The 22,664-nt window shown below is 73.3% G+C and carries 17 protein-coding genes; 15 read left to right on the top strand and 2 right to left on the bottom strand.

The window, feature by feature from the left end; all coding sequences use genetic code 11:
* Nucleotides 1-13 precede the first annotated feature (13 nt).
* The 6 genes from IE287_RS31315 to IE287_RS31290 are packed head-to-tail and all read left to right on the top strand — an operon-like array spanning nucleotide 14 to nucleotide 11,247.
* Nucleotides 14-1,864: a CRTAC1 family protein gene (locus IE287_RS31315; RefSeq protein WP_189852629.1), complete on the top strand. Its 1,851-nt coding sequence runs from the start codon at nucleotides 14-16 to the stop codon at nucleotides 1,862-1,864.
* 2 nt (nucleotides 1,865-1,866) lie between these two features.
* Nucleotides 1,867-3,018: an enediyne biosynthesis protein gene (locus tag IE287_RS31310; RefSeq protein ID WP_189852607.1), complete on the top strand. Its 1,152-nt coding sequence runs from the start codon at nucleotides 1,867-1,869 to the stop codon at nucleotides 3,016-3,018.
* Nucleotides 3,015-8,897, top strand: coding sequence for a type I polyketide synthase (locus IE287_RS31305; protein WP_189852606.1), 5,883 nt, complete (start codon nucleotides 3,015-3,017; stop codon nucleotides 8,895-8,897). Before IE287_RS31310 ends, IE287_RS31305 begins: the two co-directional genes overlap by 4 nt.
* A 3-nt stretch (nucleotides 8,898-8,900) precedes the next feature.
* A complete protein-coding gene (locus IE287_RS31300; RefSeq protein ID WP_189852605.1) occupies nucleotides 8,901-9,359 on the top strand; it encodes an acyl-CoA thioesterase in 459 nt (152 codons plus the stop codon).
* The gene (locus tag IE287_RS31295) at nucleotides 9,356-9,901 is read left to right on the top strand and encodes a flavin reductase family protein (protein ID WP_189852604.1); all 546 of its coding nucleotides are present in this window, start codon (nucleotides 9,356-9,358) and stop codon (nucleotides 9,899-9,901) included. Before IE287_RS31300 ends, IE287_RS31295 begins: the two co-directional genes overlap by 4 nt.
* Nucleotides 9,898-11,247 carry a cytochrome P450 gene (locus tag IE287_RS31290; protein WP_189852603.1) on the top strand — a complete coding sequence of 450 codons (1,350 nt, stop codon included), beginning with the start codon at nucleotides 9,898-9,900 and terminating at the stop codon, nucleotides 11,245-11,247. The genes IE287_RS31295 and IE287_RS31290 overlap by 4 nt, the downstream gene beginning before the upstream one ends.
* A gap of 103 nt (nucleotides 11,248-11,350) precedes the next feature.
* On the opposite strand, the gene IE287_RS31285 is transcribed toward IE287_RS31290, so the two are convergent.
* Both IE287_RS31285 and IE287_RS31280 read right to left on the bottom strand, forming a co-directional pair.
* Nucleotides 11,351-12,127: a helix-turn-helix domain-containing protein gene (locus tag IE287_RS31285; RefSeq protein WP_189852602.1), complete on the bottom strand. Its 777-nt coding sequence runs from the start codon at nucleotides 12,125-12,127 to the stop codon at nucleotides 11,351-11,353.
* A 20-nt stretch (nucleotides 12,128-12,147) separates the two neighbouring features.
* Nucleotides 12,148-13,254 carry a ParB/RepB/Spo0J family partition protein gene (locus tag IE287_RS31280; protein ID WP_229883850.1) on the bottom strand — a complete coding sequence of 369 codons (1,107 nt, stop codon included), beginning with the start codon at nucleotides 13,252-13,254 and terminating at the stop codon, nucleotides 12,148-12,150.
* Between the two features lie 276 nt (nucleotides 13,255-13,530).
* Here IE287_RS31280 and IE287_RS31275 point away from each other — a divergent pair, with 276 nt between their 5' ends.
* From IE287_RS31275 to IE287_RS31235, 9 genes are all read left to right on the top strand, one after another.
* Nucleotides 13,531-14,118 (top strand): DUF5987 family protein, encoded by a 588-nt coding sequence (locus IE287_RS31275; protein WP_189852601.1) that lies wholly within the window; start codon nucleotides 13,531-13,533, stop codon nucleotides 14,116-14,118.
* Nucleotides 14,115-15,782 (top strand): FAD-dependent oxidoreductase, encoded by a 1,668-nt coding sequence (locus tag IE287_RS31270; protein WP_189852600.1) that lies wholly within the window; start codon nucleotides 14,115-14,117, stop codon nucleotides 15,780-15,782. The genes IE287_RS31275 and IE287_RS31270 overlap by 4 nt, the downstream gene beginning before the upstream one ends.
* A gap of 103 nt (nucleotides 15,783-15,885) precedes the next feature.
* Nucleotides 15,886-16,932 carry a carboxymuconolactone decarboxylase family protein gene (locus IE287_RS31265; protein ID WP_189852599.1) on the top strand — a complete coding sequence of 349 codons (1,047 nt, stop codon included), beginning with the start codon at nucleotides 15,886-15,888 and terminating at the stop codon, nucleotides 16,930-16,932.
* A 65-nt stretch (nucleotides 16,933-16,997) separates the two neighbouring features.
* Nucleotides 16,998-17,807 carry a TIGR03084 family metal-binding protein gene (locus IE287_RS31260; RefSeq protein WP_189852598.1) on the top strand — a complete coding sequence of 270 codons (810 nt, stop codon included), beginning with the start codon at nucleotides 16,998-17,000 and terminating at the stop codon, nucleotides 17,805-17,807.
* A 111-nt stretch (nucleotides 17,808-17,918) separates the two neighbouring features.
* Entirely contained in the window at nucleotides 17,919-18,815 is an 897-nt protein-coding gene (locus IE287_RS31255) for a prephenate dehydrogenase/arogenate dehydrogenase family protein (RefSeq protein WP_189852597.1), read from the top strand.
* Between the two features lie 10 nt (nucleotides 18,816-18,825).
* Nucleotides 18,826-19,140 carry a DUF6059 family protein gene (locus IE287_RS31250; RefSeq protein WP_189852596.1) on the top strand — a complete coding sequence of 105 codons (315 nt, stop codon included), beginning with the start codon at nucleotides 18,826-18,828 and terminating at the stop codon, nucleotides 19,138-19,140.
* A gap of 57 nt (nucleotides 19,141-19,197) precedes the next feature.
* Nucleotides 19,198-20,706 carry an FAD-binding oxidoreductase gene (locus tag IE287_RS31245; RefSeq protein ID WP_189852595.1) on the top strand — a complete coding sequence of 503 codons (1,509 nt, stop codon included), beginning with the start codon at nucleotides 19,198-19,200 and terminating at the stop codon, nucleotides 20,704-20,706.
* A 70-nt stretch (nucleotides 20,707-20,776) separates the two neighbouring features.
* Nucleotides 20,777-21,196: an SgcJ/EcaC family oxidoreductase gene (locus IE287_RS31240; RefSeq protein ID WP_189852594.1), complete on the top strand. Its 420-nt coding sequence runs from the start codon at nucleotides 20,777-20,779 to the stop codon at nucleotides 21,194-21,196.
* A gap of 29 nt (nucleotides 21,197-21,225) precedes the next feature.
* Complete coding sequence (locus tag IE287_RS31235) at nucleotides 21,226-22,626, top strand: FAD-dependent oxidoreductase (protein ID WP_229883848.1); 1,401 nt, start codon at nucleotides 21,226-21,228, stop codon at nucleotides 22,624-22,626.
* The last annotated feature ends 38 nt before the right edge of the window (nucleotides 22,627-22,664 follow it).

Genomic DNA, 22,664 nt, shown 5'->3' with positions numbered 1-22,664 from the left:
CGCTCTCGCCGTCATGGTGGGCACGTTCTACGGCGTCCGGCTGCCTGATTCCTCCGCCGCCGAGATCGGCAAGCTGGCGAAGAATTTCGCGTTCGAGCCGATGTCGATCGCGATGCCCGCGGGATTCGACAAGCAGGAGGTCCGCAAGGTCAACAAGGCGTACCAGCACATCGAGGCGTGGATCTCCTCGGTCGGTGCCGGCATCGCCATCAACGACCTCGACGGCGACGGCCTCGACAACGACCTGTGCGTGAACGACGTGCGGATCGACCAGGCGGTCGTCACCCCCGCGCCGACCCGCAAGGACAAGTACGCGCCGTTCGCGCTGGACCCGGCGCCGCTCGGCACCAGCAAGACGATGGCGCCGATGGGCTGCATGCCCGGCGACTACAACGAGGACGGCCGCACGGACCTCCTCGTCTACTACTGGGGCCGCACCCCGGTCATCTTCGTGAACAAGGGCGAGAAGGGGAAGCCGCTCACCGCCGCCTCCTTCACCCCCACCGAGCTGCTGCCCGGCAAGTCCGGCGCCACTTACACCGGCCCGCTGTGGAACTCCAACGCCGCCGCCGTCGCCGACTTCGACGGCGACGGCCACAACGACATCCTGATCGGCAACTACTTCCCCGACAGCCCGGTCCTCGACCCGTCCAAGGACGGCGACGTCACCATGAACGCGTCGCTCTCGCACGCCCAGAACGGCGGCGGGGCCCACATCTTCCGGTGGACGAAGGACGGCTACGAGAAGGTCGACGCCGCCGTCCCGCAGAACCTGAACAAGGGCTGGTCGCTCGGCGCGTCCGCCGCAGACCTCGACGGCGACCACCTGCCCGAGCTGTTCCTCGCCCACGACTTCGGCACCTCCGCGCTGCTCTACAACACCTCGACCCCCGGGAACATCAAGTTCTCCGAGGTCAAGGCCGTGCACAGCGGCACCGTGCCGAAGTCCAAGGAGCTGGGCCGCAGCTCCTTCAAGGGCATGGGCGTCGACTTCGGCGACCTGAACAACGACGGCCTGTACGACATGTTCGTCAGCAACATCACGACCTCCTTCGGCATCCAGGAGTCGAACTTCGCGTTCATCGACACCGCCGACTCCCGCTCCGAGGTCCAGGCCCGGCTCAAGGAGGGCGAGGCGCCGTTCAAGGACCGCTCGACCGACCTGAAGCTGGCCTGGTCCGGCTGGGGCTGGGACGTCAAGACGGGCGACTTCGACAACAACGGAGACCTGGAGATCACCCAGGCGCTCGGCTTCGTCAAGGGCAAGAACAACCGCTGGCCGCAGCTCCAGGAGCTGGCCACCGCCAACGACGCCCTCGTCGCCAACCCCGTCTGGTGGCCGAACGTCAAGCACGGTGACGACCTCGCCGGCAACCAGCGCATGCGCTTCTTCGCCAAGGACGGCGAGACCGGCGAGTACCACAACCTCTCCGTCGCCCTCGGCATAGGCGAGCCCATCCCGACCCGCGGCCTCGCCACCGGCGACGTCGACGGCGACGGCCGGCTCGACCTGGCGGTCGCCCGCCAGTGGGGCGAGCCGATCTTCCTGCACAACACCGCCAAGAACCCCGGCGCGTACCTCGGCCTGAAGCTCACCCACCCGGACGGCGCTCCCGTGGTCGGCGCCGAGGTCTGCGTCGAACTGCCCGACGGCACCAAGCGCATCACCCGCCTCGACGGCGGCGGCGGCCACTCCGGCAAGCGCAGCACCGACGTCCACCTCGGTCTGGGCAAGGACGTCCGGGGCCCCGTGCCCGCCATGGTCACCTGGCGTGACCGGGCCGGCCAGATCCACGAGCAGAAGCTGAAGCTCACGCCGGGCTGGCACAGCCTCGAGCTGGGCACCGAGGTCAAGGAGAAGTGACGATGTCCGCAACGAAGACCGCCGCTGCCCCACGGCACAACCCGAAGGTCGTGACCGCGCTCCGCCGCTTCGCGATCTCCATCTCCGTCCTCAACATCTTCGGCTACACCGTCCTCGGTTTCGAGCAGCCCTGGACCTGGCCCTTCATCGCCCTGGCGACCGGCTACATCACCGAGATCGCGCTGGAGATCCTCGGCGCCCGCGCCGAGGGCCGCGCGCCGCGCTTCGCCGGCGGCGGGGTCAAGGGCTTCATGGAGTTCCTCCTCCCGGCCCACATCACCTCGCTCGCGGTGAACATGCTCACCTACGTCAACGACCTCGTCTGGGTCATGGTGTTCGGCGTCATCGTCGCCGTCGGCACCAAGTGGGTGCTGCGCGCCCCGGTCAAGGGCCGCCTGCGGCACTTCATGAACCCGTCGAACTTCGGCATCGCCGTCATCCTGCTGCTCTTCCCGTGGGCATCGATCGCCCCGCCGTACCACTTCACCGAGTACCTGGACGGCGGCTTCGACTGGCTCGTCCCGGCGATCATCATCACCCTCGGCACGATGCTCAACGCCAAGCTGACCGAGCGCATGTGGCTGATCCTCGCCTGGGTCGGCGGATTCGCCCTGCAGGCGATCGTCCGCGGCCTGCTGTTCGACACCTCCATCCCCGCGGGCCTCGCGATGATGTCCGGCGTGGCGTTCGTCCTCTTCACCAACTACATGATCACGGACCCGGGCACCACGCCGTCGTCCAAGTGGGGCCAGATCGCCTTCGGCGGCGGCACGGCCGCCCTGTACGGAGTGCTCACCGCGATGAGCATCGCCTACGGCATCTTCTTCGCCACCGCCCTCGTCTGCGCCATCCGCGGTGCCTTCCTGTGGACCGCCGACGTCGTGTCCAAGAAGCGCGCCGAGGAGGCCCTCGCGCTCGCCGCCGTGACCCACGCCGTCGCTCAGGCCGACGCCGCCGCGCAGGCCCAGGCGGACGCCGCCCGGGCCGGGGCGAGCGCCTCCGACGAGGCCGGCTGCGCGTGCCCCGCGGGCGCCTGCGCCTGCCCCGCCCCCGCGAACTCCTCCGACGAGGCCGGCTGCGCGTGCCCCCCGGGCGCCTGCGCCTGCCCCGCCCCCGCGAACGCCGAGACCGAGAAGATACCGGTGACCGCATGACCAGGATCGCCATCGTCGGCATGGCATGCCGCTATCCCGACGCCACCAACCCCCATGAGCTGTGGGACAACGCCGTCGCCGGACGGCGCGCGTTCCGCCGGCTGCCCGAAGTCCGGATGAACCTGGACGACTACTGGGACGCCGACCCGACCACCCCCGACACCTTCTACGCCCGCAACGCCGCGGTCATCGAGGGCTACGAGTTCGACCGGATCGCCCACAAGATCGCGGGCAGCACCTTCCGGTCGACCGACCTCACCCACTGGTTGGCCCTGGACACCGCGGGCCGCGCGCTCGCCGACGCCGGGTTCGCCGGCGGCGAGGGCCTACCCCGCGAGCGCACCGGCGTCATCGTCGGCAACACCCTCACCGGCGAGTTCTCCCGCGCCAACGTGATGCGGCTGCGCTGGCCCTACGTCCGCCGGGTGATGGCCTCCGCGCTCAAGGAACAGGACATCTGGGACGACGGGCGCATCGCCGAGTTCCTGGACGACGTCGAACTCGCGTACAAGGAGCCGTTCCCGGCGATCGACGAGGACACCCTCGCGGGCGGCCTCGCCAACACCATCGCCGGACGGATCTGCAACCACTTCGACCTGAACGGCGGCGGCTACACCGTCGACGGCGCCTGCTCGTCCTCGCTGCTCTCGGTCACCACCGCGGGCACCGCCCTCGTCAACGGCGACCTCGACGTCGCCGTCGCGGGCGGCGTGGACCTGTCCATCGACCCCTTCGAGATCATCGGCTTCGCCAAGACCGGTGCCCTCGCCAAGGGCGAGATGAAGCTCTACGACCGCGGCTCCAACGGCTTCTGGCCCGGCGAGGGCTGCGGCATGATCGTGCTGATGCGCGAGGAGGACGCCCTCGCGGCCGGCCACCGCATCTACGCGACCATCGCGGGCTGGGGCGTCTCCTCCGACGGCCAGGGCGGCATCACCCGCCCCGAGGTCAGCGGCTACCAGCTGGCGCTGCGCCGCGCCTACGAGAAGGCCGGCTTCGGCATCGAGACCGTCCGGCTCTTCGAGGGCCACGGCACCGGCACCGCCGTCGGCGACGCCACCGAGCTCACCGCCCTCATGGGCGCCCGCCGGGCCGCCGACCCCGAGGCGCCGCTCGCGGCCATCACGTCCATCAAGGGCATGATCGGCCACACCAAGGCCGCCGCCGGCGTCGCCGGTCTGATCAAGGCGGCCATGGCCGTCGACCACCAGACCCTGCCGCCCGCGATCGGCACCACCGACCCGCACGAGCTGCTCGGCGACGAGAAGGCCAACCTCAAGGCGCTCCGCAAGGCCGAGGCCTGGCCCGAGGACGCGCCCCGGCGCGCCGGCGTCACCGCCATGGGCTTCGGCGGCATCAACACCCACGTCGTCCTCGACGAGCCCGCCGGACGGCGCCGTACGGCGCCGAGCCGCCGCTCCGCCACCCTGGCGCACGCCCTCCAGGACGCCGAACTGCTCGTCGTCGACGGCGAGTCGGCCAAGGCGCTGCGCGCCCGGCTCCAGGAGGTCGCCGCCTTCGCCGCGCAGGTCTCCTACGGCCAGGTCGCCGACCTCGCCGCCACCCTGCAGCGCGAACTGCGCGGCCTCGCGCACCGCGCGGCCGTCGTCGTCACCTCCCCGGAGGACGCCGAGCGCCGGCTGACCCACCTGGCCGACCTGCTGGAGTCCGGCGAGACGGCGTACACCGCCGCCGACGGCCGCAGCTTCCTCGGCCGCGCCTCCGGCCCCGCCCGGATCGGCTTCCTCTTCCCCGGGCAGGGCTCCGGCCACGGCACCGGCGGCGGCGCGCTGCGCCGGCGCTTCCCGGAGGCCGCCGAGGTCTTCGACCGGGCCGCGCTGCCCACCACCGGCGACATGGTCGCCACCGACGTGGCCCAGCCGCGCATCGCCACCGGCTCGGCCGCGGGCCTGCGGGTGCTCGACGCGCTGCGCCTGGAGGCCTCCGTCGCCGTCGGCCACAGCCTCGGCGAACTCTCCGCCCTGCACTGGTCGGGCGCCCTCGACGAGGACACCCTCCTCGAGGCGGCGCGGGTGCGCGGCAAGGCGATGGCCGAGCACAGCTCCTCCGGCACCATGGCCTCGCTCAGCGTGAAGCCCGAGCGGGCCGAGCAGCTCGTCGAGGGCCTCTCCGTCGTCGTCGCCGGATACAACGGACCCGAGCAGACGGTGGTCGCGGGACCGGTCGACGAGATCGAGGAGGTGCAGCGCCGGGCCGAGCGGTCCGAGATCCCCTGCACCCGCCTCAACGTCTCGCACGCCTTCCACTCGCCGCTGGTCGCCGCCTCCGCCGCGTCCTTCGGCGGCTGGCTGGCGGACGCCCCGGTCGGCACCGTCGCGGGCCGGGTCGTCTCCACCGTCACCGGCGAGGAACTGACCTCCGCCACCGACCTGTCCACTCTGCTCGCCGAGCAGATCACCGGCCCGGTCCGGTTCACCCAGGCGGTCAGCGAAGCCGCCCGCGGCATCGACCTGTTCGTCGAGGTCGGCCCCGGCCGGGTGCTCAGTTCGCTGGCCCGTGCCACCACCGGCGTCCCGGCCGTCGCGCTCAACACCGACGACGAGTCCCTGCGCAGCCTGTTGCAGGTGGCCGGCGCCGCCTACGTCGCGGGCGCCCCGGTCGACCTGGAGCGGCTCTTCCAGGACCGGCTGATCCGGCCCCTGGAGGTCGGCCAGGAGTTCTCCTTCCTCGCCAACCCCTGCGAGCAGGCCCCGCGCGACCTCCCGCAGACCGAGCGCGCACCGCGCGCCGAGCGGACCGCCAAGGCCAAGGCCAAGGCGTCGCCGGGGACCGCCGTCCGGGACACCGCCGACACGGCCGCGAACACCGCGGCGGAGCCCGCGCGGGAGGGCGCCGCCGACGGCGTCGACGCGCTCGACGTCCTGCGCGCCCTCGTCGCCGAACGCGCCGAGCTGCCCGCCGACCTCGTCGACCCGGGCAGCCGGCTCCTCGACGACCTGCACATGAGCTCCATCACCGTCGGCCAGATCGTCAACCAGGCGGCGTCCCGCCTCGGGATCCCCGCCGCCCAGGTGCCGACCAACTTCGCCACCGCCAACCTCGCCGAACTGGCCGAGGCGCTGGAAACCCTGGTCAGCACCGGCGGTGCCGCCCCGGAGTCCGAGACGCCCGTCGTCGCGGGCGCGGCCCCCTGGGCCCGGCCGTTCGCCGTCGACCTCGACGAGGTCACCCGGCCGTACGGCGTCACCGACGGCACCGACGGCTCCTGGGAGCTGTTCGGTTCCGCGGACCACCCGTACGCCGAGCGGCTCCGGTCGACGCTCGCCACCGCCGGACTCGGCTCCGGAGTGCTCGCCGTCCTCGCCGCGGGCTGCCCCCGCAAGGAGGTCGAGGAGGTCCTGGCCGCCGCCAAGAGCGCGCTCGCCGGGGACCGGGGCCGCCGCTTCGTCCTCGTCCAGGACGGCCGCGGCGCGGCCGGCCTGGCCAAGACGCTGCACCTGGAGGCCCCGCACCTGCGCACCACCGTCGTCCACACCCCGCAGACCGAGGACGTCGTGGAGCGGGTCGTGGCCGAGGTGGCGGCGACCACCCGGTTCGCCGAGGTCCACTACGACCGGGCCGGGGTGCGCCGGGTGCCGACGCTGCGGGCGCTGCCCGTGAGGCCGGAGCGCACCGACGTCCCGCTCGACGACACCGACGTGATGCTGGTGACGGGCGGAGGCAAGGGCATCTCCGCCGAGTGCGCCCTCGCCGTGGCCCAGAAGACCGGGGCCGCGCTCGCCGTCCTCGGCCGCTCCGACCCGGCCCAGGACACCGAGCTCGCCGAGAACCTCGACCGGATGCGCGCCGGCGGCGTGCGGGTGCACTACGCCCGCGCCGACGTCACCGTCCCCGAGCAGGTCACGGCCGCCGTCGCCGAACTGACCGAGACGCTCGGCCCGATCACCGGCCTGCTGCACGGCGCCGGGCTCAACCAGCCGGGCGCGCTGACCGGTCTCACCGCCCAGGACTTCGACCGCACCTTCGGGCCCAAGGTCGACGGACTCCGCACGGTCCTGGACGCGGTCGGCCCCGAGCGGCTCAAGCTGCTCGTCAGCTTCGGCAGCATCATCGGCCGGGCCGGCCTGCGCGGCGAGGCGCACTACGCCACCGCCAACGAGTGGCTGGCCGACCTCACCGAGGACGTGGCCCGCACCCACCCGAACCTCCGCGCCCGCTGCATGGAGTGGTCGGTGTGGTCCGGCGTCGGCATGGGCGAGAAGCTCTCCGTCGTCGAGTCCCTCTCCCGCGAGGGCATCGTGCCGGTCTCCCCGGACCAGGGCGTGGCGATCCTGCTGCGGCTGATCGAGGACCCGGACGCCCCCGTCGTCACGGTCATCAGCGGCCGTACCGAGGGCATCGACACCGTCCGGCGCGACCTGCCCGCGCTGCCGATGCTGCGCTTCACCGGCGACCCGCTGGTGCGCTACCACGGCGTCGAACTGGTCACCGAGGTCGAGCTGAACGCGGGCACCGACCCGTACCTGGCCGACCACCTGCTCGACGGCAACCTGCTGCTGCCCGCCGTCATCGGCATGGAGGCGATGACCCAGGTCGCGTCCGCCGTCACCGGCCGCACCGGCACCGCCCCGGTCATCGAGGGCGCCAAGTTCCTGCGCCCGATCGTGGTGCCGCCCAACGGCAGCACCCGGATCCGGATCGCGGCGACCGTCACCGACACCGACACCGTCGACGTGGCCATCCACGCCGAGGACACCGGCTTCGTCGCCGAGCACTTCCGGGCCCGGCTGATCTTCGGCGGGACCCCGGCGCCGGACGGCCCGCCGCTCCAGGTGCCCGACGACACCCCGGTCGTCCCGCTGGACCCGGCCGTCGACCTGTACGGCGGAGTGCTGTTCCAGGGCGCCCGCTTCCAGCGGCTGCGCCGCTTCCACCGGGCCGCCGCGCGGCACGTGGACGCCGAGGTCGCCGTCCAGCGGCAGCCCGAGGGCTGGTTCGCCGGCTTCCTTCCGGGCGAACTGCTGCTCGCCGACCCGGGCATGCGCGACGCGCTCATGCACGGCAACCAGGTGTGCGTCCCGGACGCCACGCTGCTGCCCTCGGGCGTGGAGCGGATCCACACCCTCGGCGCCGGCTCGCACGTCCCCGACCAGCTGCGCTACACCGCGGTCGAGCGCAGCCGGGACGGCGACACCTATGTGTACGACATCGCCGTGCGCGACGCCGGCGGCACCGTCGTCGAACGCTGGGAGGGACTGACCCTGCACGCGGTGCGCAAGAGCGACGGGTCGGGCCCGTGGGTCGCGCCGCTGCTCGGCCCGTACCTGGAGCGCTCCCTCGAGGACGTCGTCGGCAGCCGCGTCGCGGTCGCCGTCGAGCCGCACGGGGACGCGCCGGCGGGTTCCGTCGCCCAGCGGCGCGGCTTCACCGCCGACGCCGCCGCGCGGGCCCTCGGCAGCCCGGTCGCGGTCCGGCACCGTCCGGACGGACGGCCCGAGCTGGAGCCCGGACGGCACATGTCGATGTCGGCGGCGCACGGTCTGGGGGTCACCCTCAGCGCCGTCTCCGACACCGAGGTCGCCTGCGACATCGAGGCGGTCAGCATGCGCTCGGCGCACGAGTGGCGCGGGCTCCTCGGGGACCACGCGCCGGTCGCCGAACTGGTCGCCAAGGAGACCGGCGAGGCGCCCGACACCGCGGCCACCCGCGTGTGGGGAGCCGTGGAGTGCCTGCGCAAGGCCGGCATCATGGCGGGCGCCCCGCTGACGGTGCTGCCGCGCCGCAAGGACGCCTGGGTGGTGTTCGCCGCCGGGGACCTGCGGATCGCGACCTTCGTCACCGCGCTGCGCGACGCCCTGGAGCCCGCCGTCTTCGCCTTCCTCACCCACGAGACACCTCTCGCAGAAGGGCGGTCCTAGATCATGGCGGACGACTACTTCGAGTACCGGCACACGGTCGGCTTCGAGGAGACCAACCTCGTCGGCAACGTCTACTACGTGAACTACCTGCGCTGGCAGGGCCGCTGCCGGGAGCTGTTCCTGCAGCAGAAGGCGCCGGACGTGCTGGCCGAGGTCCAGGCCGACCTCAAGCTGTTCACGCTGAAGGTGGACTGCGAGTTCTTCGCGGAGATCACCGCCTTCGACGAGCTGTCCATCCGGATGCGCCTGTCCGAGCTGGGCCAGACCCAGCTGGAGTTCACCTTCGACTACGTCAAGGTGACCGGCGGGGCCGAGGTGCTCATCGCCCGCGGCCGCCAGCGGATCGCGTGCATGCGCGGCCCGAACACCAACACGGTGCCCTCGCGCATTCCGGACGGCCTCGCCCGTGCCCTGGAGCCGTACGGCGCCCAGAGCCGGGCGCTGGCGGGGCGGACCGCATGAGCACCCTGACCGTCGCGCCGCCGCGGGACGCCGTCACCGGCGACCCCGCGCGGCTGCGGCGGGCCCTCGGGTCTTTCGCGACGGGCGTCACCGTCGTGACGGTCGGCGGCGCGACCCCGCGCGGCATGACCGCCAACTCCTTCACGTCGGTGTCGCTGGACCCGGCCCTCGTGCTGCTGTGCGTGGGCAACGACGCCGTCATGAACCGGGTCCTCGCCGAGGCCGACACCTTCGCGGTGTCGGTGCTCGGCGCCGGCCAGGAGGACGTGGCCCGGCACTTCGCCGACCGCTCCCGACCGCTCGGCGCGGCCCAGTTCGACGCCGTCGACTGGCTGCCGGGCCAGGCCACCGCCGCCCCCGTGATCGCGGGGGCGGCGGCCCATTTCGAGTGCGCCCGGTGGCGCGCGTACGACGGCGGCGACCACACCATCCACGTCGGCCGGGTGCTCGCCCTGGACGAACTTCCCGGCCGCGAGCCGCTGGTGTTCCACGGCGGCCGCTTCCGGCAGGTCGTGCCGCAGCAGCCGGGGGGGAACCGATGAGCGTCCACCCGCCCGGCCCACCGGTCCGGGCGCTGCCGGGGCTGCTGCGCAAGCTGGCGGTCGACCGGCTCGGCATGATGCGGGAGGCGGCCGAGCTGGCCGACGCCGTGCGCGTGAACATGGGCCCGAAGAAGCTCTACATCTTCAACCGGCCCGACTACGCCAAGCACGTCCTCGCCGACAACGCGGCCAACTACCACAAGGGCATCGGCCTGGTGGAGTCCCGCAAGGTGCTCGGTGACGGGCTGCTCACCAGCGAGGGCGAGCTGTGGCGCAAGCAGCGCCGCACCGTGCAGCCCGCGTTCAAGCCGGGGCGGGTCGCCGCCCAGGCCGGCGCGGTGGCGGAGGAGTCCGGGCGGCTCGTGGAGCTGCTGCGCGGCCGCGCGGGGGACGCCCCCGTCGACGTCCTCCAGGAGGTCACCGGGCTCACCCTCGGGGTGCTCGGCCGGACCCTGATGGACACCTCCCTGGAGGGACACGACGGCATCGCGCACGCCTTCGAGGCGGTGCAGGACCAGGCCATGTTCGACATGGTCTCGCAGGGCCTGGTGCCGACCTGGGTGCCGTTCGGCACCCAGCGCCGGTTCCGTGCCGCCCGCCGGGAGCTGACCCGGACCGTCGACGAGCTGGTCGCCGACCGGGGCGCCCGGATGAGCGCGGACGACGGCGCGGACGACGCGTTCGCCCGCATGATCCTCGCCGCCCGGGCCCACCCGGACCCGGCCACCGGGCGCAGGCTGCTCCAGGAGGAGCTGGTCACGCTGCTGCTGGCCGGGCACGAGACGACGGCGAGCACGCTCGGCTGGACGCTGCTGCTCCTGGCCCGCCACCCGCACGTGCGGGACCTGGTGCGCGAGGAGGCCAGGGCGGTGCTCGCGGGGGGCCGGCTGCCGGACGCCGAGGACCTGCACAAGCTGTCGTACACGACGCAGGTGGTGCAGGAGGCCATGCGGCTGTACCCGCCGGTGTGGATCCTGCCCCGGATCGCCCAGGCGGCCGACGAGGTCGGCGGGTTCACCGTGTCGGCCGGGGCCGACGTGCTGGTCTGCCCCTACACGATGCACCGGCACCCGGACCTGTGGGACGACCCGGAGCGCTTCGACCCGGGCCGCTTCGACCCGTCGCGGGTGGCGAACCGGCCGCGGTACGCGTACATCCCGTTCGGCGCGGGACCGAGGTTCTGCGTCGGCAGCAACCTCGGGATGATGGAGGCGGTGTTCGTCACCGCGCTCGTCACCCGGGACCTCGACCTGTCCGTGGTGCCGGGGCACGAGGGCGTCGCGGAGCCGATGATGTCGCTGCGGATGCGCGGGGGGCTGCCGATGACGGTCCGTCCGGTGGACTGAGCGCACGCGTCCGCCCCGGCACACGACGGGAGGGCCGGCCACGAGGAATCGTGGCCGGCCCTCCCGTCGTGTGCCGGAAGCGGGGGCACGGCCCGGGGCCGGGTCAGCCCGCGATGCGGTCGAGCGCGTCGGTGCGCAGGTCCAGCAGGGCCATCAGGATCGGCGGGTCGAGCGCGTCCAGCGGGCGCAGCGTGATCTCGGCGGGCATCAGCAGGGTGTCCTCGTGCGCGGTCACCGGACCGTAGCTGCCGACCGAGACGACGTCCGCGTCGCCGGTGCCGGACGGCATGTGCTCCAGGCCGTACGGGACGGAGTGCACGAGCACGTGCCAGGTGCCGACCGGCACGTCGCGCAGTTCGAAGGAGCCGGGGCCGTCCAGGACGACGCAGCGCACCGGCTGTCCCTGCGGGACGGGGGTGGGGAAGAGACCCACGAAGCAGTGGCCGGGCTCCCGGTCCTCCGGCAGGTGCACCCGCCCGCGCAGCGCGCCGTGCACGGTCGGGACCTCGGTCGTGGCGGCCGGGTCGGACCCGATCTCCCCGGTGAATCCGTCCAATTCCCGGAACATGCTCGGCGAGACGCCGACACAGGCCTTGAAACGGGAACTGAAGGTGCCGACGCTGCTGTATCCGACCTGGCTGCTGATGTCGGCCACGCTGAATTCGGTTTCGAGCAGGAGACGCTTCGCCTCCTGAAGCCGCAGGGCGGAGAGAAAGCGCCCGGGGGACGTACCCGTCACGTCCCGGAAAACCCGGGTGAAATGGAACTTGCTGAACATGGCGGTGCGGGCCATGTCGTCGATCGTGAGTTCCTGGCCGAGATTCGCGTGCATTTCATCGATCACCCGGAGGACAGCGGCTTCGATGGCGGTGGTGGTCACCGTTTCTCCCTGTCGTTGAATCATGCTCCCTGCCGAGAGGCGGAAGCCGCGTGTCGTGACGGATCGGGGGCGGCGTCGGTCAGCCGCCGCCGGGCGAGGTCCTCGGCGAACCTCTTCCACACCTGGGAGCACTGGAGGGCCAGTTCCGCGACGGTGTCCGTGCAGTGCGGGGGTACGGCGGCGGCCTGTCGCCGCCAGGCCTCGTCGACCATGACGTGGGTGTGCAGCCAGCGCAGGAAGTGCCGGCCGGACTCCGAGTGCCGCAGCGACGGGTCGCCGGCGAGCCGTCGCAGCAGCTCCATCGAGCCGCGGGAGCCGCCGGTGCCGGGTGCCGGGGCGAGGGCGGTCGCGGCGGCGGCCGGCGCGGGCGCGGGGGAGTGACCGGCCCGGGGCCGGCGGGCGGGCGGATCGGAGGCGGCGGGCGCGGTGAGCGCCGCGGCGGCGCGGCGGGCGGCCGCGGTCCGGCGGCCCTCGGGTACCGGGGCCTCGCCGCGCAGCAGCCGTCGCCGCACGTCGTGCGCGGTGCCCAGGGAGAGTCCGGTCTCCTTGACGATGGCCCGCAGCGGCAGGTCGGGGCGCCGGGTCATGAGCTCGGCGGCGCGCAGCCGCTCGGCCGTGCGGTCCAGAGGGTGGGCCCGGCCGTCGGCGCCTATCCGTATGTTCGAGCGCGGATTGTCCGCGGTCGAACGGGGACGGATGGCGGCGACCGTTTTGGCGTCGAGGCCGGTGCAGGAGGCGACGGAGCGGTCCGACAGGTGGGGCCGGGAGCGCAGGATGCGCTCGGCCGCCGCCTTGCGGTCCGCCACGGAGAGCGGAAGACCGTGGGTGATGTTGGCGGTCACCGAGCGAAGAAACGCTTCTTCATCGGCACCGTCGAAGTACTGCACCTCCACCGAGGTGAGCCCCTGGTGCGCGGCGGCGGCGACCCGGTGCATGCCGTCGACCACGCGCAGCGTGGTCCGGTGCACGAGGACCGGCGGCAGCGAGGCGTAGATGCCGGCCAGGCGTCGCACGTGCTCCTCGTCCAGGCCGTTCAGGCGGGGCGAGTCGGCGGGCAGGAGGGCCTCGATCGGCAGCCGGTGGGTGAAGCGGGCCGGCAGCGTCAGAGTTCTTTCGTCGCGGTCCACCTCTCCCCTTCCCCCGGTGAGATCGAGGTGCGTCCGGCCGTCCCCTCAAACTCCATGGAAAAGGCCCTGACCACCGCGGAGAACTGTGCATTGGGGATGAGCATAGCGAACGACCTGTTTTTTTCCGCGAGTCGGCCCGGAGACAATGCGACTCCGGTTAGTTGCATCAGAGGACCGATGTTCGCGCGAACGCGGATCGGGTTGGTTGTTTGAAAAGACTCGATGCTTCTAGCTTTCTTCTCACGCCACCAGGAACCCCACCCACCGGAGGACGAGTTGCACCGAGCACGGAGAATCCCCGAGCGAAGGGTCGACATCGGGGAAGAAGCCACCCTGACCCTCGAGGCCTACGCGGACACCATCGTCCCGGGCGAGAAGCGCTGGCCGGGTGACCGGGCGATCGCCGGCGTCAGCACCGGCGGCGGAGCCGTCACCAGCGGCGCGCTCGACCTCCTGCGCTGGGACGCCACCGGCATCCACGACGGCCTGGAGGACCTGGCCGGGCTCGTCAACGAGCACGCCGCGGTCTACGCGGCCAAGGCCGGTCTGACCCTCGACGCCGACGTCCCGCCCTTCGTGGCCCTCGGCTACGACGACCGGGTCGCCCTGATCGTCGAGCTCACCGCCATCGGCCACCCGGAGAAGGACTTCTGGGTGCTGCTCTCCCTCTTCTGCAACATGGCCTTCGACTCCGCCGCCCACGTGCACACCGACGACGCGCTCGCCGCCGGTCACCCGGGCCTCACCGCCATGGGCATCACCGCCCCGGACGCCGACGGGCTGTGGCGCTTCCAGGAAGCCGGCTACGGCCGGCAGCTCGCCGACCTCCACCCCGCCACGACCCTCTCCGGGAGCCCAGCATGAGCACCACGATCGAGAAGACCGACGTCCTGGTCATCGGAAGCGGTTTCGGCGGGGCGATCGCCGCCTACCACCTGGCCGCCGGCGGCGCGAAGGTCACCGTCCTCGAGCGCGGCCCCTGGCTGAAGAGCGACGAGTTCGAGCACGACTACAAGCTCGGCTCCTCCTACACCCGGATCTTCGACTTCGTCGTCGGCGACGGGATGAGCGTGCTCGGCGGCAACTGCGTCGGCGGCGGCAGCGTGGTGTACTTCGCGGCCATGCCGCGGGCCCCGAAGTTCGTCTTCGACCGGCACGGCAGCATCGGCCGCCGGATGTGGCCGAAGGCGGTCAGCAGGGACACCCTCGACCCGTGGTACGACCGGATCGAGGAGTCCCTCTCGGTCAGCAAGCAGGGCTGGGAGGACGCCTCCTACGCGGGCGGCCTGTGGGCCGCGGCCTGCGACCACGCCGGGCGCACCGCCAACCCGCTCGCCGCCGCGATCGACAACTCCAAGTGCGTCAACTGCAACTTCATGATGGCCGGCTGCCGCTTCGAGGCGAAGCAGTCCCTCACCGTCAACTACCTCCCGGCCGCGCTCGCCCACGGCGCCGAGATCCGCCCGCTGCACGAGGTGCAGCACCTGACGCGGACCCCCGAGGGCGACTACCGGGTCCACTACAACATCGTCGACGACGAGGACTACCGGCTGCAGACCGGCTCCGGCGTCATCGAGGCCAAGATCGTCGTGATGGCGGCGGGCGCCGGTGCCACCCCGGTCATCCTGCAGCGCAGCGAGTCCCACCTCGGCACCATGCCGCACGCGGTCGGCCGCTACTTCTCCGGCAACGGCGAGCGCCTCAACACGGCCATCATCAACGAGGACAAGGCCGCCGAGATCCTCGGCCTGACCCGCGGCGACGGCAACCTCCCGTACGGCGCCAACGCGATCGGCAAGGGCCCGACCGTGGCCAGCTGGGACAAGCTCGACGGCTCGCTGCCCGAGTACTCCCGCTACTCCCTGGAGCAGCTCTACTTCCCCCCCGGCCTCGGCACCATCCTGGCCCAGGTGCCGGACGCCTCCGGGCCGACCTGGTTCGGCCGGGAGAAGAAGGAGATCCTCAAGCACTGGAAGTCCTGGCTGACCATCTTCTGCATGACGGAGGACGACAACGAGGGCGTCTTCGGCCCGCCGCCGGCCACCGGCAACTCGATGCGCATCTCGCAGCAGATGCTCGGCCGCGGCAACCTGTCCTACAAGCCGACCGAGAACACCTGGAACGGCTGGAACCAGGCCGACGCCGACGTGAAGGAGATCCTGGAGAAGGACGGCCTCGCCAAGGTGATGCCGTGGACCAACGACCTGGTCGGCGCCTACACCGTCCACCCGCTGGCCTCCTGCCGGATGGGTGACGACCCGGCCACCTCCGCCCTCGACGACACCAACGAACTGCGCGGCCACTCCGGCATCTTCGTCACCGACGGCTCCGCCGTCCCCGGCGCCCTGACCGTCAACCCGGCGATGACCATCGCCGCCCTCGCCGAGCGCGCCGTGCCGCACATCGTCGCCGCCGCCCAGGCCAGGGGAGTCGCGGTCACCTACGGAGCCCCGGCCCCCACCGGCTACAAGAACGGACGCAACGGCGTACTGCCGCTGCTGAAGCAGAAGCGCCTGGTCACCGTGTGATCCGCCCGGACGGCTTTTCGCCGGCCAGTGAGTTGCTTCAAAAAACCAACCCCATGACCAGTGGGTTGCACCACGCAACCCGGACGCGCAGAAGGAGGCGGCGATGCGACCGCTCGTACGACTCATGCTGAAGGGCTCGCTCCGGCAGATCCGGCACATCGCGGCCGTCCCGCCCGCCCGGGCCGAGGACACCGTCGCCGAGGTCTACGCCCAGGCCCGCCGCGAGTTCGGCGTCGTCGCCCCGCCGTTGGCCCTGCACTCCCCGGCCCCCCAGACGCTCGCCGCCTCCTGGCTGCTGCTGCGCGAGACCCTCCTCGCCGAGGGCCGGGTCTCCCGGGCCGCCAAGGAGGCCGTCGCGACCGGGGTGTCGCGGGCCAACGACTGCTCCTACTGCGTCGAGGTCCACGAGGCCAAGCGGGCCACCCTGCCCGGCACCGACACCCACCGTCCGCTCGCCGTCTGGGCGACGGCCGCCGCCACCGGGCGACAGGGGCAGGAGCAGCCGCCGTTCGACGCGGCAGAGGCCCCCGAGATCCTCGGCACCGCCGTCACCTTCCACTACCTCAACCGGATGGTCCGGCTCTTCCTGCCGGACTCGCCCGTCCCCGACGCGGCCCCCGCCGCCGGCCGCGGACCGGTGATGCGCCTGGTCGCCCGCGCCATGCGGGCCGACCGCGGCGCACCGGTGACGCCCGGCGCCGCCCTGGCGCTGCTGCCCGCCGCCCCGCTGCCCGCCGGACTCGACTGGGCGAAGGCCAGCCCCACCATCGCCGAGGCCCTCGGCCGGGCCGTCGCCTCCGTCGACCACGCCGCCGAGCGCTGGGTCCCCGAAGCCGTCCGCGAACTCCTGCACACCGTCCTCGCCTCGTACGACGGCGTCGTGCCCGGCCCCGGCCGCGGCTGGCTCGCCGAGGCGACCGCCCCGCTCGACGAGGCGCACCTGCCCACCGGGCGGCTCGCCCTCCTGATCGCCCTCAACCCCCACCAGATCACCGACGCGGACCTCGCCGCCTTCCGCGCCGCACACCCCGGCGACCGCGAACTGGTCGAGCTCGCCTCCTGGGCGGCGCTCACCGCCGCCGTCGACATCGGCACCCGGCTCCCCGCGCCCGGCAGGGCCCCCCGCCCCGCGGCGGCCGCCGCCCACTGAACCGCGACCCCCCGTACCGCCCTTCCCCCGCTTCCCTTCCGCTTCCCTCCCGAGGAGACACCACCATGACCGCCACGAACGACGTCCTCAAGGCCCTCGCCCTCGACATCGAGGAGACCGCCCGCCTCGTCGAGGGACTGGACGAGCAGGCCTGGCACACCGCGACCCCCGCCACCGGCTGGAGCATCGCCGACCAGATCGCCCACCTCACCTTCATCTTCCACCTGGCCGGCACCGCCGCCTCCGACCCCGACGGCTTCGCCGAGCTCGCCGCCGGTGCCGCGGGCGACTTCGACGGCGCCGTCAACGCCGCCCTCAAGCAGTTCAACGGCTTCCCGCCCGCCCAGCTCCTCGCCCGCTTCCGCGCCCTCGGCCAGAACTCCGTCGACGCCCTCGCCGCCGTCCCCGAGGGCCAGGTCGTGCCCTGGCTGGTCAACCCGCTCCCGGCGGCCGTCCTCGCCTCCGCCGGAATCATGGAGATCTTCGGCCACGGCCAGGACATCGCCGACGCCCTCGGCGTGCGCCGCGAGCCCACCGAGCGCCTGCGCCACCTGGTCTTCTTCGCCTTCCTCACCCGGGACTTCGGCTACCTCTCGCGCGGTCTGACCCCGCCCACCGAGCACTTCCGCATCGAGGTCACCGCTCCCGACGGCGAGCTGTGGGCCTACGGCCCCGAGGACGCCACCGACAAGATCACCGGCCCCGCCGAGGACTTCTGCCTGCTCGTCACCCGCCGCCGCCACCGCGACGACCTGGCCCTGGTCGCCACCGGCGCCGAGGCCGACCGCTGGCTCGACATCGCCCAGGCATACCGCGGCCCCGCCGGCGAGGGCCGCACCCCCGGCCAGTTCGCCCACGCCCACTGCGAGCACTGAGCGGACATGACCGCACGGCCCGCGGTCCCGCACCGCACCCCGACCGCCCTGCCCCGAGGCCCACCAGGCACCGGCCCGCCCGTCCCCCCGCCCCAGCCGCCAGGAGTTCCCATGACCACCGCCACGCTGCGCACCGCCGTCGTCATCGGCTGCGGCGCCACCGGCACCTCCGTGGCCCTCGCCCTCACCGGCGCGGGCGTCGAGGTCACCCTCCTCGACGACGACCCCCGCGCCACCGCCGAGGCCGTGGCGCTCGGCGCCGGAACCGCCTGGACCCCCGAGCACCCGCCCGCCGACCTGGTTGTCGTCGCCACCCCGCCGTCCGCCGTCGTCGACGCCCTGTACCGGGCGCAGAGCCAGGGCCTCGGGCACGTCTACACCGACACCGCCGGCGCCAAGGACGTCATCGTCTCCGACGCCGAACTGCGCGGCTGCGACCTCAAGGGCTACGTGCCCGGACACCCGCTGGCCGGACCCGACGCCCCCGGCCGGGCCGACGCCGACGCCACCCGCTTCACCGGCCGCATCTGGACCCTGTGCCCGTACGAGACCACCCCCGCGTGGGCGCTGCGGACGCTCGACGCGCTGATCGAGGCCTGCGGCGCACAGCGCCTCGACCTCTCCCCGCAGATCCACGACCGGGTCGTCGCCGAACTGTCGCACGCCCCGCACCTGGTGGCGGCCGTCCTCTCCAGCCGCTTCGCCGACAGCTCCCTGGGCTTCCTCGGCCTCGCCGAGCAGGGCCTGCGCGACGCGGTCCGCACGGCCGGCGGTGACCCGTGGGTGTGGGGCGACGTCCTCGCCCACAACGCCGGCCCGGTCGCCGACGTCCTGGACCGGATCGCCGGGCAGCTCAGCCGGGCCGCCGCGATCCTGCGCGAGGGCGACGAGTCGGCGCCGCTCGAACTCGCCCTCACCCTGGAGGAGGGCAGGCGCGGCCAGGCGGCCCTGGACGGCACCGGAGACGTGCGCACGCCGAGAGATGCGTCGGCCGCCGGCCGGGTGTGACGGTCGCGGGGTGACCGTCACCACGTCCTCGCCCCCGCCCGAGCCGCGACGCGGCGGCGTGCTGCGCCTGCCCGCCCCCGCCCTGCGGCTGGCCAAGCGCCTCTTCACCACCGCCTACTGGTCCCTCTCCGACTACGGCTGGGTGTGGATCGGCGTGACGACCCCGAGCGCACCGCCCGACCACGGCCCCGCCCTGCAGGGGCCGCCCCCCGGACATCCGGAACGGCTGACCGCGCTTCCCCTGACCCCCCTGGAGAGTGCCCTGGAACGGCAGCTGACCGACGACTGGGACCCGGCTCCGGCAACTCCGCAAACCAGGAGATGACCCGGCCGTGATCCGCCGGACAGGCTCTGGGCACGACCGCCGCAGGAGGAGCCGTCCATGTCGGAAGAGAAGCGCGGGATGACCGTCACCCCGCAGGACGACCGGTACCCCGGTCTGGTGGAGGGGTACAACCACCGCTTCACCGGGCGACCCGAAGCGGTCCGCCTCGCCGCCACCACCCAGGACGTCGTCGACGCCGTCCAGGACGCCCTCGACACCGGCCGCCGGGTCGCGGTCCGCAGCGGCGGCCACTGCTTCGAGGACTTCACCGCCTCGCCCGACATCCAGGTCCTCATCGACCTCTCGCCGCTGTCCGCCGTCTCCTACGACGAGCGCATGGCGGCCTTCGCCGTCGGCGGCGGCACCCGTCTCGACCGCCTGTACGAACAGCTGCACACCGGCTGGGGCGTGACCGTCCCGGCCGGGACCTGCTTCGAGGTCGGCGTCGGGGGCCACATCTGCGGCGGTGGCTACGGACACCTCTCCCGGCGCGACGGCCTGGTCGTCGACCACCTGTACGCCGTCGAGGTCGTCACCGCCGACGAGACCGGACGGGCCAGGGCGGTCGTCGCCACCCGCGAGCCGGACGATCCGCACCACGACCTGTGGTGGGCCCACACCGGAGGCGGCGGCGGCAACTTCGGCGTCGTCACCCGCTTCTGGCTGCGCTCCGCCGGCCCCCGGCCGGCCGCCCCCGAGCAGGCCCTGCCCCGCGCACCGCGCCGGATCCGCCGGGCCGACGTCGTCTGGTCCTGGGACACCCTGGACGAGCAGGGCCTCACGGCGCTGCTGCGCGCCTACACCGACTGGCACGAGAAGAACAGCGCGCCGGACTCCCCGGGCCGCCACATCTGGAGCAACCTGATCGTCCTGCACCGCTCCGCCGGATCGTTCGTCCTCAACTCCGTCGTCGACGACGACGTGCCCGGCGCCGCCGGGCTGATGGCCGAGCAGCTGGCCGCGCTCACCGGCCCGGGCGGCGCCGCGCCGGCCCACGTCGAGGAGCAGGTGGTGTCCTGGATGGACACCTGGATGCCCTCCTACAGCTGGCCCAGCGACCCGCGCGGCCGGTACAAGAACAAGGCCGGATACCTGCGCGCGGGCTTCACCGACCACCAGCTGGCCGCCGTCCACCGCCACCTGACCGACCCCGGCTACGACAACCCGATGGCCTGTCTGGTCCTCACCGGCTTCGGCGGCCAGGTCAACGCGGTCGCCCCCGACGCCACCGCCGTCCCCCAGCGCGACTCCATCCTCAAGGCGTCCTATTCCGCGGGCGCCTGGACCGCGCCGGAGGAGGACGAGCTGCACATCGCCTGGGTGCGCCGCTTCTACCAGGACGTGTACGCCGAGACCGGAGGCGTCCCCGAACCCGGCGACGTCAACGACGGCTCGTACATCAGCTACCCCGACGTGGACCTCGCCGACCCGGCCTGGAACACCTCCGGCACCGACTGGGCCGTCCTCTACTACAAGGAGAACTACCCGCGCCTGCAGCGGGTGAAGAAGCGCTACGACCCGCGGAACGTCTTCCGCCACGCGCTCTCCGTCGCACCGCCCTCCTGACCGGCCGGCGCCGCCGCGCCCGCGGCGGCCCGCAGCCTTACCCACCCGACGAGACACAGGGAGATCCCCCATGACCGCCACGACCACCGCCACCGCCCTCGCCGAGGACACCACCGCCGTCGCCGCCGTGCCGCAGCGCATCGTCGCCGCCTGGGCCGCGCACGACGGAGCCGCCTTCGGCGACGTCTTCACCGAGGACGGCACCATGGTGCTGCCCGGCGTGCACGAGACCGGCCGCGAGCGCATCGCCGGCTTCATGACGCAGGCGTTCGCCGGACCGTACAAGGGCACCCAGGTCACCGGCACGCCGCTCGCCGTCAAGTTCCTCTCGCCCGACAACGCCGTCGTCGTCACCCAGGGCGGCGTCCTCGCCCCCGGCGAGACCGAGCCGGCCCCCGAGCGCCAGGTCCGCGCCATCTGGGTGCTGACCAAGCAGGACGGCGAGTGGCTCATCGCCGCCTACCAGAACACCCCCCGCAACACCCCGTGACCTGCGCCGGCCCGAAGGAGGAGAACACCGTGGCCCACACAGCCGCACACCGGGCGGTGGTGCTCGGCGGCAGCATGGCGGGACTGCTCGCCGCCCGCGTGCTCGCCGACACCTACGCGGAGGTCCTGCTGGTCGACCGCGACCGGCTCGTCGACGTCTCGGGTCCGCGGCGCGGCGTGCCGCACGGGCGGCACGCCCACGGCCTGGTGGCCCGGGGCCAGCAGATCCTGGAGGAGCACTTCCCGGGGCTCACCGACGACCTCGCGGCCGCCGGCGCCCCCCCGGACGACTTCGGCCACGCCTGTCACTGGTACTTCAACGGCCGGCGCATCGCCGCCGCCGACACCGGTCTGGTCTCCGTCCCCGCGGGCCGCCCGGTCCTCGAGGAGCAGGTCCGCCGCCGGGTGCAGCAGCTGCCCAACGTCCGCTTCCTCGAGGAGCACGACATCCTCGGGCTCCGCACCACCACCGACCGGACCCGGGTCACCGGCGCCCGGATCCAGCCGCGCCACGCGGGCGGCGAGCCGCGGGACATCGAGGCCGACCTCGTCGTCGACACCACGGGCCGCGGCTCGCGCACCCCGGTCTGGCTCGCCGAGCTCGGCTACCCGGGGCCGGAGGAGGAGCGGGTCGAGATCGACCTCGCCTACACCACGCGCCACTACCGCCTGGACCACGACCCGCTCGGCGACGCGCAGGCGATCATCCCGGCGGCGACCCCCGAGCACCCGCGCGGCGGCCTGTTCTACCGGCTGCCCGGCGACGACGACGTCTACGAGCTGTCGCTCACCGGCATCCTGGGCGACCACGCCCCCACGGACCCCGAGGGCTTCGAGGCGTTCATGCGCTCGCTGCCGATCCCGCACCTGTACGACGCCGTGGCCGACGCCGAGCCCGTCGACGACCCGGTCAAGTTCCGCTACCCGGCGAGCGTCTGGCGCCACTACGAGCGCCTGACGCGGTTCCCCGACGGACTGCTCGTGATGGGCGACGCCGTGGCGAGCTTCAACCCGGTCTACGCCCAGGGCATGACGGTGGCCGCCCTGGAGTCGCTGGCGCTGCGCCGCCACCTGGCCGCGCCCCCCGGCCGGAAAGCCGCCGCGTACTTCAAGGACGTCGCGGCCGCCGTCAAGGCGCCCTGGGAGCTGGCCGCCGGCTCCGACCTCGGCTACCCGGGCGTCTCCGGGCGCCGCACGCTCAAGGTCAGGATGGCCAACGCCTACGTCGCCCGCCTCCAGGCCGCCGCCGAGCACGACCCGGAACTGAGCAACGCGTTCATCCGCGTCGCCGGTCTCGTCGACCCGCCGCAGGCGCTGATGCGCCCCCGCCTGATGCTGCGCGTCCTGCGGGCCTCCCGCGCCGCCCGGCGCACCGGCCCCGCCACCACCGCACCGCGCCGGCAGCCGCAGGCCGCCGCCGCACCCCATTGACGCCCACCGCGCCCGCTCCGGCACGCGTACCACGAGAG

Source organism: Streptomyces omiyaensis, assembly GCF_014650895.1.
Lineage (GTDB): Bacteria > Actinomycetota > Actinomycetes > Streptomycetales > Streptomycetaceae > Streptomyces > Streptomyces omiyaensis.
Note: the sequence above shows the minus strand (reverse complement) of the source record. Positions and strands in the feature narration are given on the sequence as shown.

What these genes read in the sequence shown, in the direction of transcription:
- IE287_RS31265 (WP_189852599.1), top strand. Translation starts at nt 15,886, where the DNA reads ATGCGACCGCTCGTACGACTCATGCTGAAGGGCTCGCTCCGGCAGATC.
- IE287_RS31260 (WP_189852598.1), top strand. Translation starts at nt 16,998, where the DNA reads ATGACCGCCACGAACGACGTCCTCAAGGCCCTCGCCCTCGACATCGAG.
- IE287_RS31270 (WP_189852600.1), top strand. Translation starts at nt 14,115, where the DNA reads ATGAGCACCACGATCGAGAAGACCGACGTCCTGGTCATCGGAAGCGGT.
- IE287_RS31240 (WP_189852594.1), top strand. Translation starts at nt 20,777, where the DNA reads ATGACCGCCACGACCACCGCCACCGCCCTCGCCGAGGACACCACCGCC.
- IE287_RS31315 (WP_189852629.1), top strand. Translation starts at nt 14, where the DNA reads ATGGTGGGCACGTTCTACGGCGTCCGGCTGCCTGATTCCTCCGCCGCC.
- IE287_RS31290 (WP_189852603.1), top strand. Translation starts at nt 9,898, where the DNA reads ATGAGCGTCCACCCGCCCGGCCCACCGGTCCGGGCGCTGCCGGGGCTG.
- IE287_RS31245 (WP_189852595.1), top strand. Translation starts at nt 19,198, where the DNA reads ATGTCGGAAGAGAAGCGCGGGATGACCGTCACCCCGCAGGACGACCGG.
- IE287_RS31310 (WP_189852607.1), top strand. Translation starts at nt 1,867, where the DNA reads ATGTCCGCAACGAAGACCGCCGCTGCCCCACGGCACAACCCGAAGGTC.
- IE287_RS31295 (WP_189852604.1), top strand. Translation starts at nt 9,356, where the DNA reads ATGAGCACCCTGACCGTCGCGCCGCCGCGGGACGCCGTCACCGGCGAC.
- IE287_RS31255 (WP_189852597.1), top strand. Translation starts at nt 17,919, where the DNA reads ATGACCACCGCCACGCTGCGCACCGCCGTCGTCATCGGCTGCGGCGCC.
- IE287_RS31300 (WP_189852605.1), top strand. Translation starts at nt 8,901, where the DNA reads ATGGCGGACGACTACTTCGAGTACCGGCACACGGTCGGCTTCGAGGAG.
- IE287_RS31305 (WP_189852606.1), top strand. Translation starts at nt 3,015, where the DNA reads ATGACCAGGATCGCCATCGTCGGCATGGCATGCCGCTATCCCGACGCC.